This window comes from Dyella sp. (genome assembly GCF_036384435.1).
Taxonomy (GTDB): domain Bacteria; phylum Pseudomonadota; class Gammaproteobacteria; order Xanthomonadales; family Rhodanobacteraceae; genus GSA-30.
The window spans coordinates 1-13447 of sequence record NZ_DASVMI010000147.1 but is presented as its reverse complement, the minus strand read 5'-3'; the positions used below and the strand labels follow the sequence as shown (position 1 = coordinate 13447).

At 62.4% G+C, this 13447-nt stretch carries 13 protein-coding genes; 5 read left to right on the top strand and 8 right to left on the bottom strand.

Going from position 1 to position 13447, the window contains the following annotated elements:
• Positions 1–152 precede the first annotated feature (152 nt).
• From VF436_RS14545 to VF436_RS14535, 3 genes are all read right to left on the bottom strand, one after another.
• Positions 153–2147 (bottom strand): OPT family oligopeptide transporter, encoded by a 1995-nt coding sequence (locus tag VF436_RS14545; protein WP_330904752.1) that lies wholly within the window; start codon positions 2145–2147, stop codon positions 153–155.
• 346 nt (positions 2148–2493) lie between these two features.
• The gene (gene def / locus VF436_RS14540; protein ID WP_330904751.1) at positions 2494–3033 is read right to left on the bottom strand and encodes a peptide deformylase; all 540 of its coding nucleotides are present in this window, start codon (positions 3031–3033) and stop codon (positions 2494–2496) included.
• A 35-nt stretch (positions 3034–3068) separates the two neighbouring features.
• Entirely contained in the window at positions 3069–3866 is a 798-nt protein-coding gene (locus VF436_RS14535) for a DUF4197 domain-containing protein (protein WP_330904750.1), read from the bottom strand.
• 189 nt (positions 3867–4055) lie between these two features.
• Here VF436_RS14535 and VF436_RS14530 point away from each other — a divergent pair, with 189 nt between their 5' ends.
• Positions 4056–6122 (top strand): carbon starvation CstA family protein, encoded by a 2067-nt coding sequence (locus VF436_RS14530; protein ID WP_330904749.1) that lies wholly within the window; start codon positions 4056–4058, stop codon positions 6120–6122.
• Positions 6123–6142: 20 nt separating this feature from the next.
• Entirely contained in the window at positions 6143–6337 is a 195-nt protein-coding gene (locus tag VF436_RS14525) for a YbdD/YjiX family protein (protein ID WP_330904748.1), read from the top strand.
• 172 nt (positions 6338–6509) lie between these two features.
• Here the strand turns inward: VF436_RS14525 and VF436_RS14520 are convergent, their stop codons facing one another.
• Positions 6510–7055 carry a hypothetical protein gene (locus VF436_RS14520; RefSeq protein WP_330904747.1) on the bottom strand — a complete coding sequence of 182 codons (546 nt, stop codon included), beginning with the start codon at positions 7053–7055 and terminating at the stop codon, positions 6510–6512.
• Positions 7056–7200: 145 nt separating this feature from the next.
• Here VF436_RS14520 and VF436_RS14515 point away from each other — a divergent pair, with 145 nt between their 5' ends.
• From VF436_RS14515 to VF436_RS14505, 3 genes are all read left to right on the top strand, one after another.
• Positions 7201–7773: an RNA 2'-phosphotransferase gene (locus VF436_RS14515; protein WP_330904746.1), complete on the top strand. Its 573-nt coding sequence runs from the start codon at positions 7201–7203 to the stop codon at positions 7771–7773.
• Between the two features lie 117 nt (positions 7774–7890).
• Positions 7891–8412: a DUF2127 domain-containing protein gene (locus tag VF436_RS14510; protein ID WP_330904745.1), complete on the top strand. Its 522-nt coding sequence runs from the start codon at positions 7891–7893 to the stop codon at positions 8410–8412.
• Between the two features lie 294 nt (positions 8413–8706).
• Complete coding sequence (locus VF436_RS14505) at positions 8707–8868, top strand: hypothetical protein (RefSeq protein WP_330904744.1); 162 nt, start codon at positions 8707–8709, stop codon at positions 8866–8868.
• Between the two features lie 39 nt (positions 8869–8907).
• Here VF436_RS14505 and VF436_RS14500 read toward each other — a convergent pair whose 3' ends face one another.
• The 4 genes from VF436_RS14500 to purL form a co-directional block, all read right to left on the bottom strand.
• A complete protein-coding gene (locus tag VF436_RS14500; protein ID WP_330904743.1) occupies positions 8908–9810 on the bottom strand; it encodes a DMT family transporter in 903 nt (300 codons plus the stop codon).
• Positions 9807–10715, bottom strand: a complete 909-nt coding sequence (locus tag VF436_RS14495; protein ID WP_330904742.1) for a glycosyltransferase family 2 protein — start codon at positions 10713–10715, stop codon at positions 9807–9809. The genes VF436_RS14500 and VF436_RS14495 overlap by 4 nt, the downstream gene beginning before the upstream one ends.
• Positions 10716–10757: 42 nt before the next feature.
• Positions 10758–11507, bottom strand: coding sequence for a hypothetical protein (locus VF436_RS14490; protein ID WP_330904741.1), 750 nt, complete (start codon positions 11505–11507; stop codon positions 10758–10760).
• Between the two features lie 185 nt (positions 11508–11692).
• Positions 11693–13447 (bottom strand): phosphoribosylformylglycinamidine synthase (gene purL / locus VF436_RS14485; protein WP_330904740.1); only part of this gene is annotated, 1755 nt, incomplete at its 5' end.

Below are 13447 nucleotides of genomic sequence, written 5' to 3'. Positions count from 1 at the left end.
ACCGCCGCAGGTCGATGCTGCGAACCGCCAAGCATAGCCGGTAAGACCCCCAGGCGTTTGATCGTGGCACAGTCAAATGACATTCCATGATCGTAAGGCACGGGAAATGCAGGCTGGTACCACCCGCCCATTCACAGACTGGTGGCCGGCTCTCAGGATTTGCCCAACGCCAGTCGGCTGACCCAGCGATAGAGCACGAACATCACAGCGGCAAAGGCGATGCCACCGATCCATTCGGCCGCGACGGCGAAATCGTCGCCAACCAGCGCAAACGGTGCCGCATTGCCTGTGAAAGCCACGATAGCGGCGATGATCACCAGTATCAGGCTTTCACCCACGATCATGCCCGAGGCCAGCAGCACACCCAGTTGCTTGGTGGGCTCGGGCTTGGCACCGCGTTCAGCGCGCTTGTCGAAGAATGCGCCTACCAGGGCCCCGACCACGACCATCAAGGTGGTCGATGTGGGCAGGTAGATCCCCAGCCCCACTGCCAGCGGCGGCAGGCGGACCGAACGCGTGCCCAGGCCGAGCAGCTCATCGAGCACGATGATCACTACGCCGATGATCGAACCCACGCCGATCAGGCTCCAGTCGATATTGTTCTCAATGACACCCTGTGCCAGGGCCGAGATCAGCCCAGCCTGGGGCGCGGCCAACGCCTTGGCGGGGTCAGCCCCGGCTACGCCGGCAAAGCCATAGGCGTGATTGAGCAGGTCAAGCACCGGCGGAATGATCACCGCACCGGCCAGGACGCCGATGACCAACGCCACCTGCTGCTTCCACGGAGTCGCATCCACGAGCTGGCCAGTCTTGAGATCTTGCAGATTGTTGTTGGCGATCGCTGCCACGGCGAACACCACGGCCGTGACGAAAAGCGCGAACGCCACTAGCGCCTTGCCTGCTTCCGGTGGCACGTGCGACTTCACGCCAGCCACCAGCAACATCGCTGCCGCCAGCACCACCAGGATGCCCACGCCCGAGAGCGGGCTGTTGGATGAACCGATCAGGCCGGCCATATAACCGCACACGGCCGATACGAAGAAACTCATCAACACCACGAACGCTACGCCGCCCACTACCAGCGTGGCCAACGAGCCACCCAGGCCGCTGCCCGCACCAAAACTGCCGAGCAGCCAACCGATCGGCAACAGGCAAATGACTGTCACCACCGCCACCATACCGATTGGCATGTCCTGCTCGGTGCGCGCCAGGGTATGCGCGTTGCCGGCCGCACGCACGCGAGCTGCCGCCATGGCGCCGGCCAGGCCGCTAGCCACCGGCTTGACCAGCTTGGCCAGTGTCCAGATAGCGGCGACACCAATCGTGCCCGCGCCAAGGAAGCGCACCTTGTGGCTCCAGGTTGCCTGCGCGGCATCGGCCGCGGCACCTGCCGCATGCGTCAGGGCCGAATAGTACGGCACCGCCCAGCCCCAACCGATCAGTGCACCGATCAGCATCGCCACGCCGACCCACAATCCCACCAGATGACCGACGGCGAACAATGCGAAAGAAAGATTGAAATCGTATCCGGAGACCGCCCCGCGATCGCCCAGCTTGAAGTACTGCGCGACATCGCTGGCAAACACGCGTGTCTGCACCACCACCGCGAACACCGCCGCCACCACGGCCCCCCACACCATCGCCATCAATCCGGCCTTGTTCTCGGCCTCCGATTCCGTGCTCGAGTCCTCGCCACCGCCCACCTTGAGCACTTCGGCACAAGCCACTCCCTCCGGATAGGGCAAATCTGAATTGGTGACCAGCGCGCGCCGCAACGGAATGGAATACATCACGCCCAGGATGCCGCCCAACGCGCAGATGGCGAAGGACGTCCAGTAGGGAAAGCCGTTCCACCAGCCGATCATGATCAGGCCGGGCAACACGAAGATGATCGAGGACAAGGTGCCTGCCGCCGAAGCGATAGTCTGCACGATGTTGTTTTCCTGCACCGTCGAACCCTTCATCGCACGAAGGATTGCCATCGAGATCACCGCAGCGGGAATCGAGGTGGCAAAGGTCAGGCCGGCCTTGAGGCCGAAGAACACATTCGCGGCAGTGAATACCACGGTGATGATGACGCCGAGGATGACACCCCGGACGGTCAATTCGGCGCGGTTATCAGCGACGGGAGGGAGGTTTGCGCTCAATGTAGGGAGTCCTCGAGAGGTCAGCAGCCTGGGCGAAGAGGTAAGGACCGCGTTGGAGCCAGGCTCCAGGCGACCTGAGCCCATCTCCGTCGACCCGCGGCAACCGCGTCCCGACCCCAGCCAGCCCTAGAGCATACCCAGACGGGCCATGAACACAACGGCCCCATCGAGTAAGGCACGCCCTGCCGCGCGGTCTTTTGCACCGCAACGGGAGCTTGGGAGACGGGGATGGGCGGAGGGGGGGGGGCAAGCCCGTGGGCGAGCGGCAAGCCCGAAAGGTCGCTATTGCACACGCGTTCGGCAGCAGGGGCGTGTCTTGCCACCTGCCGGCCGGGTTCATGCAAGCTCAATCATCGGCATTGGGGTCCATGTCCGGGAACAGGACTTCGGTGTAGCCGAATTTGGTGAAATCTGTGATGCGCGACGGGTACAGCCGACCGATCAGGTGATCGCATTCGTGCTGTACGACGCGGGCATGGAAGCCTTCGGCAGTGCGATCGATGCGCTCACCCTTCGGATCGATACCTTCGTAACGAATCAGCGTGTAACGGTTTACCGCACCACGCAGGCCCGGCACCGACAGGCAACCTTCCCAGCCCTCCTCCATGTCCTGGGAAAGCGGCGTGATCACCGGGTTGAGCAGCACGGTCTGCGGCACGGCCGGCGCATCGGGGTAACGCTCCGAATGCTGAAAACCGAAGATGACCAGTTGCAGGTCCACGCCAATCTGCGGTGCGGCCAGACCCACGCCGTTGGCGTGATGCATGGTCTCGAACATGTCGGCAATGAGGGTCTCGAGTTCGGCGCTGCCGATCATCGCCGCCGGTACCGGTGGCGCAATGCGCAGCAGGCGCGGGTCACCCATTCTCAGAATCTGGTGAATCATCGATATCCTTTTCGTACGCGAGTGCAGATTGAAGTTTATTTACCGAACACTTTTTTCAAGAGCGAGGTGGTCTGCTGCGCCGGGTTTTCGCGAATGGATTGCTCCTGGTCGGCAATCGTCGCGAACAGGCCGTCCAGCGTGCGGGTGGTGACGTAGTCATCCAGGTCGATGGAACTCGAACCCTCCTTGCCACCACCGAGCTTACCCAGCGCACCGCCCAGCTTGGCACCGTTGTCGCTGGCGGTGAATGCCTTGTACTTCTGCGTCACTCCGACGCTGTCGGTGGCCTTGGCCACGATGGGATGGATACGCGCGGTCAGCGCGGGCCCGGCCACGCGCCGAAAGTAATCGGTCGCGGCGTGATCGCCCCCGGTAAGGATGCCGCGTGCGTCGCTTAACGTCATCTTGCGGATGGCATCGCCGAACAGGTCGGCCACTTGCGGCACGGCTTTCTCGGCCGCCCGGTTCATACTGAGCTGGAAGTCATCGACCTTCTTGCCCTGCCCTAGCTTGCGAGCCAGGTTGCCAGCCTGCTCCAGCTTGCCCGGCAACGGAATGCGTACCTTGGCATTGCCCCAGAAGCCATCGGTGCGACCGAGCGAATTGATCGCGTTGGTGGTGCCCTTGGCCAGAGCCTCCTTCAGACCGCTGGCCACGTCGCTATCGGGGAGGTTGACGCCATTGGGCTGGCTGGCCGAAGCGTTCTGCTTGTGCTGGGTCGCCGACTTGGCCTTGTCGAGCAGGCTCTTGAACTGGAACGCGGACCCGCTCAGCGGGGCGGCCAGCAAGGTCAGCGCAAATACCGCGCAGGTATATCGATGGGGCACATGCATGGCCAGGGTCCTCCGGGACGTATCGCGAAGGGGCATTTTACGATGCTCAACCGTTATTCGAATGTTGTGATGCTTCACACGGTTACGTGGGCCATTCGACCAATGGCTAATGCCGCAAGAGCCTGCGCGGGATTGACCCGTGTCGGCCACGGGACGAACCTTGTTGACGATTTCCCGGGGAGTTCCACCATGCAAACAACCACTCAAAACGGCGCGGCGGCGAAGCTGCTCTGGGCCGCCATCGCCCTTGTCGGCGCCTGGTGCCTGGGCGTGGTCGCGCTGCGACGCGGCGAACCGATCAATGCCATCTGGCTTGTCGCCGCATCCATTGCCATTTTCGTCATCGGCTATCGCTTCTACAGCAAGTTCATCGCGGACAGTGTGCTGCGCATGGACCCGTCCCGCGCCACACCTGCCGTATTGCGCAACGACGGCCTGGATTACGTCCCCACCGACAAATGGGTGGTATTCGGCCACCATTTCGCCGCCATCGCCGGTGCAGGCCCCTTGGTCGGCCCGGTCCTGGCCGCCCAGATGGGCTATGTGCCCGGAACCTTGTGGATCCTGTTCGGCGTAATCTTCGCCGGCGCGGTGCAGGACTTCATGATCCTGGGCCTGTCGATTCGTCGCGATGGACGCTCGCTGGGCAACATGTTGCGTGACGAACTCGGGCCGGTCGCGGGTGTGGTCGCGATGTTCGGCGTACTGGTGCTGATGATGATCGTGCTGGCGGTGCTGGCGCTGGTGGTAGTCAAGGCGCTGACGCATAGCCCCTGGGGTACCTTCACCGTCGCCTGCACCATCCCGATCGCCCTGCTGATGGGCATCTACCTGCGCTGGATGCGTCCCGGGCGCATCCTGGAGGTTTCGATCATCGGCCTGGTGCTGCTGCTCGCTTCGATCTGGGCCGGCTCCCTGGTGGCGACCTCCAGTTGGGCATCGTTATTCGACTTTGACGCCAAGGCCCTGGCCTGGCTGCTGATCGGCTACGGGTTCTGCGCCTCGGTGCTGCCGGTATGGCTGCTGTTGGCGCCGCGTGACTATCTGTCGACCTTCCTGAAGATCGGCACCATCGCCCTGCTGGCATTGGCTATCTTCCTGGCTGCACCGACGCTGCAAATGCCGGCAATCACCAAGTTCATCGATGGTACCGGCCCAGTCTTCCAGGGCAACCTGTTCCCGTTCCTGTTCATCACCATCGCCTGCGGCGCGGTCTCCGGCTGGCACTCGATCATCTCATCCGGCACGACGCCTAAGCTGCTGTCCAATGAAGGCGAGGCACGCATGGTCGGTTACGGCGGCATGCTGATGGAAGCCTTCGTCGCCGTGATGGCGTTGATCGCCGCATCCTCGCTGCATCCGGGCGTCTACTTCGCGATGAATTCGCCCGGCGCGCTGATCGGCACTACCGTGCAACAGGCGGCCACCACGATCAGCCAGTGGGGCTTCGTCGTCACACCCGATGAATTGTTGAACACGGCCAAGAATATCGGCGAGACCACCATCCTCAGCCGCGCTGGCGGCGCGCCCACCCTGGCCGTGGGCATGGCCCAACTGCTGCATGGCATCCTGCCGGGCGATGGCATGATGGCGTTCTGGTACCACTATGCGATCCTGTTCGAAGCCTTGTTCATCCTGACCACGGTCGATGCCGGCACGCGCGTGGGCCGCTTCATGATCCAGGAGATCGCCGGCCTGATCCATGCACCACTGAAGCAGACCGAATCGTGGACCAGCAACCTGCTCGCCACGGTGATCTGCGTGGGCTTGTGGGGCTACTTTCTCTATCAGGGCGCGGTCGATCCACTCGGCGGCATCAACACGCTGTGGCCGCTGTTCGGTATCGCCAACCAGATGCTCGCCGCCATCGCCCTGATGCTTGCCACTGTGGTTACGGTCAAGCTCAAGCGCGAGCGTTACGTCTGGGTGCCTGGTGTTCCGGCGATCTGGCTGGTCATCTGCACCCTGACGGCGGGCTGGCAGAAGCTGTTCGGACCGATCAGCTTCACCGCCGCAGCGCAGAAATATGCCGATGCCATCCAGGCCGGCAAATTGCTGGCTCCAGCCAAGAACGCCGACGACATGCAGCGCATCATCGGCAACAATCGTGTGGACATGGCACTGACTGGCCTGTTCATGGTGCTGGTCGTGGTCATGGCGCTGTTCGCCCTGCGTGCCATCGCCAAGGCCTGGCGTGCCAATCATCCGACCGCGCACGAGGAACCGTACGTGGCCGCGACCAGCGTGGCGCACTGATCGTAAGGGAAGGAGGCAAGATGAACATCGACCTGCAAGCCATCGGCAAATGGGCAGTACAGACCGCCCGCCTGTGCTGTGGTGTTCCCGACTATGACGTCTACGTCAAGCACCTGCGCGAACACCATCCCGAACGGGACATTCCCAGTTACAAGGAATTTTTCCGGGAGCGCCAGATAGCGCGCTACAAGGGAACAGGCGGACGGTGTTGCTGAAGATGAAGAAAAAGCGGCCGATGGCCGCTTTTTCTTTTGGAGAGAGGAGACGGTCCATGGAGGTGCGTAGATGCACGTTGTTCGGCGCTCAGCTCACGAAATAGCTGCTGCCATCCTGAAACCTGACGCTACCGCGCGGACTTTCGCCCGCACACCCCGTTCCTTGCCTCAATCAGAAATCGCAATTACTTTCCAGATCCGCATCCAGCGCGACATAGATCCGCTGCACGATCTTCTTGTCGCTGCGCGCGAGATAGTTGATGCCTTCGATACCGGCGCATGAGGTCAGGTGCAGCGCATCCTTGCCACGGCCGGCGCGCATGCCGTCCTTGCCGTCATCGATCGCGGCAGCAACATCGCTGGTGCGAATCACCGCCATGGCATCGAAGCCGTATTCATTGTGCGTGTACTGCGCCGGCAGTTGGGTGATGCGGTAGCGATACAGCGCCCTGGAATCGTCGCTGCCATCGATCACCTTCCCATCTTCATCCTTGATCGGCTCACCCAGGGCGCCACCCATGATGGCCACGCAGCATGTGAGCTTGTCCTTGACCTGGTATTGCAGGTCGATGACCGCAGCCTTGTCGATCGTGCTGCGAAAGCTGTACAGGTCGGCGTGACCGGCGGCGTAGCGGACGACGGCCAGTTCATGGCTGCCGGCGGCCAAGGACATCGAAGGCAACAGTGCGGCGATCAGGAACACGAGGTGTTTGCGCATCCGAAGTTTCCCCTGGAAGTGATCTATCCATTCCCGCGATGCACGGCAGCGCCGGCAGCAGGTATCTCTGGAGGATTGTGCATGAACGCCTTCTGCCAGGAAATGGCACTCGCACAAGATGCATCGACACGGCAGAATGCCGCGCATGTCAAACACCGATACGTTAGTCAAGACCAGTAAATTCCTCAGCTTGGTGTTGCGCCACGCGCCTGAATCGATCGGGCTGAGCCTCGATGATCAGGGTTGGGCCGATATTGACAGTCTCACGACCTGTGCCGCCGCACATGGCATGCATCTGGATCGCGACCTGATTGATGCCGTGGTCGCGCAGAACGACAAGAAGCGCTTTGCGCTATCGCAAGATGGCCAGCTGATCCGTGCCGTCCAGGGGCACAGCACGGCGAGCGTCAACATCGATCACGTCGCCAAGACGGCACCAGACGTGCTGTATCACGGCACGGCGACACGTTTTCTCGACTCGATCCGCCAACAAGGATTGCTTCCTGGCAAGCGCCACCACGTGCACCTTTCCGCCGATGTACAAACGGCCATCCGCGTGGGCCAGCGCCACGGCAAGCCGGTCGTACTGACCATTGACACGGCCCGCATGCAGGCCGATGGACTGGCGTTCTTCCAAGCAGACAATGGTGTCTGGCTGACCGCCACGGTCCCGACTATCTACATCTACTCTACCGTCACATCACCAGCCCTGGAATAAACGCCAGCCGAGGCTGGCTATCGAAAACGTGCACGCACGTCCCCATCCCAGGCGATATATTCCCTATTTCCGGCCCAGCCAGGACAATGGCAGGCCTCCAAGCGGTACCTCCGGCCCATGTCCCAATCCCATCCCAAGCCGATCCCGGAGATCGAACCCCAGCACAACCTGGGGTTGCGGATCATCGCGATCTACAAGGCGGTCAAGACGGTCGGCCTCATAGCCATCGCCATCTTCGCCTTCCACCTGGATCGACAGGAGAATTTCGCCAAGTTGGTGAGCTGGCTCGAACATCTGTCGCTGACCGACAGCAACAGCCTGCGCTGGAAGCTCGTTGAAACCTTGCAGGATTGGGGTCCAAGCAAATTCGTGGCGATCGGCCTGGTTGCACTCGCCTACGCGGCAATCTTCGCCACCGAAGGGACCGGCCTGTGGTTGCGCAAACACTGGGCGGAGTGGTTCACCGTGATTGCCACCGGCTCCCTTGTGCCGGTCGAACTCTACGAAGTGATCGAGCACTTCAATTGGATCAAGCTCGCCGTGCTGATCGGGAACGTCGCCATCCTGATCTATCTGGTGCGCATCGCCATCCAGCCTCGCGCAAAAAAGCCGCTCCAAGCGAACTGCCCCTCAGGCTAGACCCCGTGAGGCGGCATGCCGGCGATGGCGACGGCGGCTGATCAGAGCCTGTAGAAAAAGGTGCCCATCGTGCAGCAGACAGGTATACATACCCACGGTGTGCTTGAAAACGAGTGCGTCGCCGATCAGGCCGACATCGTTCCACATAGGAAAAGCCGCGTAGTGTCGACGCGTCGTGATCCGGACGTCTAGCAGAGCGCTCGTCAGCAAGGACGGTAGCGAGCCCCCTGCACACGCGGGCCGCCTCACGGCACCGATGATCGGCAACACAACATCAGGCCAACGACCTGACCGATGTCGCTGGCATGGAAACGTTTGCCGTCGTCGAACAACATCGCCGGGGAAAAAGAACGCGCCGATCAGGAGTCCGGCAAGGCCAAAGAGCAACAGGTTTCCCAGCACGCGCTTCAGGAAATCTGTAGCTTTTCTACTCGCTCATGCTGCCATTCCCGGTGAGTTTTCGGCTGCTCCAGCCCTCCAGGTCTGCGTGTCCAATCACACTTCGTGATGCAGCGTTTCAGTAGAAAACGCAGCCTTGCGTCGCGGTGCCAGTTCCACCAGGTACATGGCCGCGAGCACCAGCACGCCGCCCACCATCAGTCGCCATGTCATGCCCTCGCCACCGAAGGCGATCGCGAAACCGGCAGCAAATACTGGCTCGAGTGTCATGACGATGGCCGCGCGCGTGGCGCTCAGGTGCGCCTGCGCCCAAGTCTGCATCAGCATCGCCCCAGCACCGGCGGCTAATGCCATATAGACGACAGCCAGCCATGCACGGACATCGGGTGGGAGTTGGGGACCGTGCGGCAAGGTGGCCATAACGCACACCGCGCAAATGGCAAACATCTGCACCGTCGACAAGGCAAAGGCGCTGCCTGGCCGCGACCATTGGCCCAGGCCGACGATATGCAGGGCATACAGCAAGGCCGAGGCAAGCGTGATCCATACCCCGAAACCCAGGCTCAATCCACGAAGCGCCAGCACGGCTACGCCACCGGCCGCCAGCAACACAGCGATCCAGGTGATCGAGGGCAGGCGCTGACGTAACAAGATCGTACCGAGCAACGGGGTGAATACCACATACATGCCGGTGGCAAAGCCGCTGATGCTGGCATCGGTATGCTCAAGACCGGTGGTCTGCAACAACTGCCCGATGCCGTACACTACGCCCAGGGCGATACCCTGCCACCACTCACGGAGCGACAGCCGCAGCAGCGGACGCAGGAACATCACCGCCATCGCCGCTGCGGCGATCATGAAGCGCACGGCGAGAAAATCCGCAGTCGGCATGCGACCGACCAGATCCTTGATGAGAAAGAACGTCGAACCCCAGATCGCGGTGACCGACATCAGTCCGATCGTGGCCAGGGCGGCGCCACGCGAAGACGCATCCCTCATGCCGGCGATGCCTGCGACAGGCGCCGCTTTTTCCTCAGGCGCCACCATTGCGCGGGAATCTTGGCGAGAAAATGCGCCCAGATGCCCATCCATACCACGCTGGCCAGCAGCGGGTTGCGTGCCAACGGATCGAATTTGCGAAACCATCGCCACATGCCGCGATGCTTGTGCCAACTGACGAAGATCGGTCGATGGCGGCTGGACGTGCCCTTGCCGTGCAGGACACGCACGTCGCCGGCCAGCCAGACGCCATGACCGGCATCACGCACGCGACGGCAGATGTCCAGGTCCTCGCAATGCAGGAAGTAAGCCTCGTCGAAACCGCCCAGGTGCTCGAATACACCGCGCGGCATCAGCATCAACGCGCCGGAGACCGCTTCGGCCTGGACCAGGCGATCAGGCACTGGCCCGTCGATATTCACCCCTTCGCCGGCACGGCCGAAAAACGTGCGCAAGGCACGCGCGACCAGCGGGTCACGCCGGAAAGACGCCGGGTCGGCCACACCTTGTTCGTCGTGCACGATGGCACCAAGCAGGCCAACCTTCGGCGTGCGTTGCAGATGATCGAGCAGGCGTTGCAACGTGTCGTTTTCGAGCAGGCAATCGGGGTTGAGGATCAGCAGCGCATCGCCATCGGCCTGCCGGGCCGCCCGGTTGATAGCCGGACCAAAACCGAGGTTGGCCCCGTTGTAGATCACCGTGAGCCGGGTATCGCCCGCATGCTCCTGTGCGATCGCCTGTGGCATGCCGTCTTGCGAGTCGTTGTCGATCAGGATGAACTGAAGCGGCATGGTGCAGGCAAGCCCGCGCCGGGCGCATTCGCGCAACGAGGTGCCGCTATCGGCCGATACCACAATGATGCTTACGGCAGGAGGTATGCCAGGACGGGAGATCGAGGTAGTCACCGCGATATTATGGGGGATTGCCCCGTGGCCGAGTATGGCCAATTACATTTGCCAAGACAGATCGCCAAGCACTTCATGCAACGAGGCCGGTATCCCGTCGGTACCGCGTGTCAGCCAGGGTTGTTCGTCGTACCAGCCGCAAAGATCCCAGCCGCGTAACCGATGCACCTTGTCGGCCTGCCTGTCCCACAAGGTGTCGCCATGGCCACCCGGCGTGCTGGCAACGAACCACCGCCCACCGGGACTGAAGCCATGCCGCCGGCTCAGGCCGTCCAGCCGACGCCCCGAGGCAAAGCGATAGCTGCCTACCTCATCGTGATCAGCCGCAAAATCCATACTCGCGCCATCCGGGTCGGCCATGGACTTACAAGCATCGCGCCACTCGACCGGCTGCAACTCGACCATGCGCACGGGCGGCCCGATGGGCGCCATCGCCAACTCCCGCCATTCCGGCTGTACGAAAGCTCGCGACGCGGGCTTGGCGTGCCGTTGCAGCGATTCCATCAGGACGATCAGGGAGAATCCGACCAGCGCCCCCAGCAAGGCCACACCCCAGGCCATCGCATCGCCCCCGAGGGCGCGCTGCAACGCAAATAGCCATCCCGGCAGACCCCAACGAAGCCCACGCCGGCACCATGCCGCCCAGTCTTGATGCCGAGGCCCGAGTAACAGCAACGCGAGAGTCAGGGCGAGCAACAACGGCAAGCCCAGCCACCACGGCAAAAAAGCCAGCACCACCAGCCACAGGCTGCCGACGGCGAAAGGCACGGGAGCTAAACGAATGGGGCGCATGGCGAGAGTGTACGTGAGGCCGCTCGCCTGGCGAGCTGTGAGGCCGACAGCTGCGCGGCCTGTAGAGAGAGCCGAGACTCCTGGCCCGCACGCGCCTTCTCTTTACAGCGCCAAAGGCGCGGCCTTATAGGCGGCGCCAGCCACCGGCCTCACAACGAGCGTCGTGAGTGACTTCACCGACAGTGTCAATCGCCGCACCACACGCGCGCATTCCGGAACATACGCATCCACGGCGAGTCCTCGCCCCAGGAATCCGGATGCCAACTCATCTGTACCGAACGGAATACGCGTTCCGGATGCGGCATCAGGATGGTGACGCGGCCCTCGGCGGCGGTGAAGCCGCTCAGGCCACCCGGCGAACCGTTCGGGTTGAGCGGATAATCTTCGGTGGGTCGGCCTCGATTGTCGACGAAGCGCAATGCGCCGCCGGCCTTCGAGGGACTGCATGCCTGCGGAAAGCTCACGCGGCCTTCGCCGTGCGCGACGGCGACCGGGATGCGCGAACCAAGCATGCCCTTGAAGAAGATACTCGGTGAATCGAGCACTTCCAGCGTCACCAGACGTGCCTCGTACTGCTCGGAGGCATTACGCAGGAACTTCGGCCAGTGTTGCGCGCCCGGGATGATTTCCTTGAGCTGGCTCATCATCTGGCAACCGTTGCACACGCCGAGCGCAAACTTCGACGCATCGGCGAAGAAAGCGGCGAATTCGGCACGCAGGTATTCGTTGTAGAGGATCGAGGTCGCCCAACCGCGACCGGCACCCAGCACGTCACCGTAGGAGAAGCCGCCGCAGGCGGCAAAACCACGGAAGTCGGCCAGTCGCACGCGGCGCTCGGCCAGGTCGGTCATATGCACGTCGACCGCGTCGAAGCCGGCGCGAGTGAACGCCGCGGCCATTTCCGACTGGCCATTGACGCCTTGCTCGCGCAGGATGGCCACACGCGGACGCGCGCCCTTGACGATGAAAGGCTTGGCGACATCCTCGGCCGGATCAAACGAAAGCTTGGGGCTGATGCCTGGATCGGCATCGTCCAGGCGCCATTCTCGCTCGGCATCGGCACTGTGCGGATTGTCGCGCAAGCGCTGCATGGCGTAACTGGCGTCATTCCACGCCGCGAACAGCGTGCTCCAGTTCCACTTGAACAAAGTATCGGAGCCCAGGAAAAGCTTGATGCCGAGTTTTTCCTTCGGGCGCCCGATGCGATGTGACAGACCGGCCAATCCGTATTTGACCAGCAATGCCTCGAACGCTTCACGATTGGCTGCAGCCACCTGCATCACCGCACCCAATTCCTCGTTGAACAAGGCTCGCAAAGTAGCTTCCGCCCAGCCTTCAAGCTGGATCTCCAGGCCGCAACGACCCGCGAATGCCATTTCCAGCAGCGTGACGATGACACCGCCATCGGAACGATCGTGATAGGCCAACAGCAGGCCCGAACGGTTGGCTTCCTGCACCAGGTCGAACAGGGCCTTCAATTGCGCGGCGCTTTCCAGGTCGGGCGGCACGCCGCCGCCACGGTTGAATACCTGCGTGAGCGCAGAGCTACCTAGTCGATCACGGCCGCCACCCAAATCGACCAGCCAAAGATCCGAGTCACCATGGTCCATGCGCAGTTGCGGCGTAAGCGTGCGGCGAACATCATCCACGCGCGCAAAGCCGGTGATGACCAGGGACACCGGCGACACCGTGCGCTGGGGCGTATCCCCGCTCTTCCATACCGTCTGCATGGATAGCGAATCCTTGCCGACCGGAATGGAAATATCCAGCTCCGGGCACAGCTCCATGCCAACGGCCTTGACGGCGTCAAATAGCGCGGCGTCCCCGCCTGGGTGATTGATGGCGGCCATCCAGTTGGCGGACAGACGCACTTCGCTCAATGCGCCAATGGATGCGGCGGCCAGGTTGGTGATCGCCTCACCCACCGCCAGACGCGCAGC

Bases quoted from the DNA above. Each gene is read 5' to 3' on its own strand.
- def (WP_330904751.1), bottom strand. From the start codon at position 3,033: ATGATTCACCAGATTCTGAGAATGGGTGACCCGCGCCTGCTGCGCATT.
- VF436_RS14535 (WP_330904750.1), bottom strand. From the start codon at position 3,866: ATGCATGTGCCCCATCGATATACCTGCGCGGTATTTGCGCTGACCTTG.
- VF436_RS14530 (WP_330904749.1), top strand. From the start codon at position 4,056: ATGCAAACAACCACTCAAAACGGCGCGGCGGCGAAGCTGCTCTGGGCC.
- VF436_RS14525 (WP_330904748.1), top strand. From the start codon at position 6,143: ATGAACATCGACCTGCAAGCCATCGGCAAATGGGCAGTACAGACCGCC.
- VF436_RS14520 (WP_330904747.1), bottom strand. From the start codon at position 7,055: ATGCGCAAACACCTCGTGTTCCTGATCGCCGCACTGTTGCCTTCGATG.
- VF436_RS14515 (WP_330904746.1), top strand. From the start codon at position 7,201: ATGTCAAACACCGATACGTTAGTCAAGACCAGTAAATTCCTCAGCTTG.
- VF436_RS14510 (WP_330904745.1), top strand. From the start codon at position 7,891: ATGTCCCAATCCCATCCCAAGCCGATCCCGGAGATCGAACCCCAGCAC.
- VF436_RS14505 (WP_330904744.1), top strand. From the start codon at position 8,707: ATGTCGCTGGCATGGAAACGTTTGCCGTCGTCGAACAACATCGCCGGG.
- VF436_RS14500 (WP_330904743.1), bottom strand. From the start codon at position 9,810: ATGAGGGATGCGTCTTCGCGTGGCGCCGCCCTGGCCACGATCGGACTG.
- VF436_RS14490 (WP_330904741.1), bottom strand. From the start codon at position 11,507: ATGCGCCCCATTCGTTTAGCTCCCGTGCCTTTCGCCGTCGGCAGCCTG.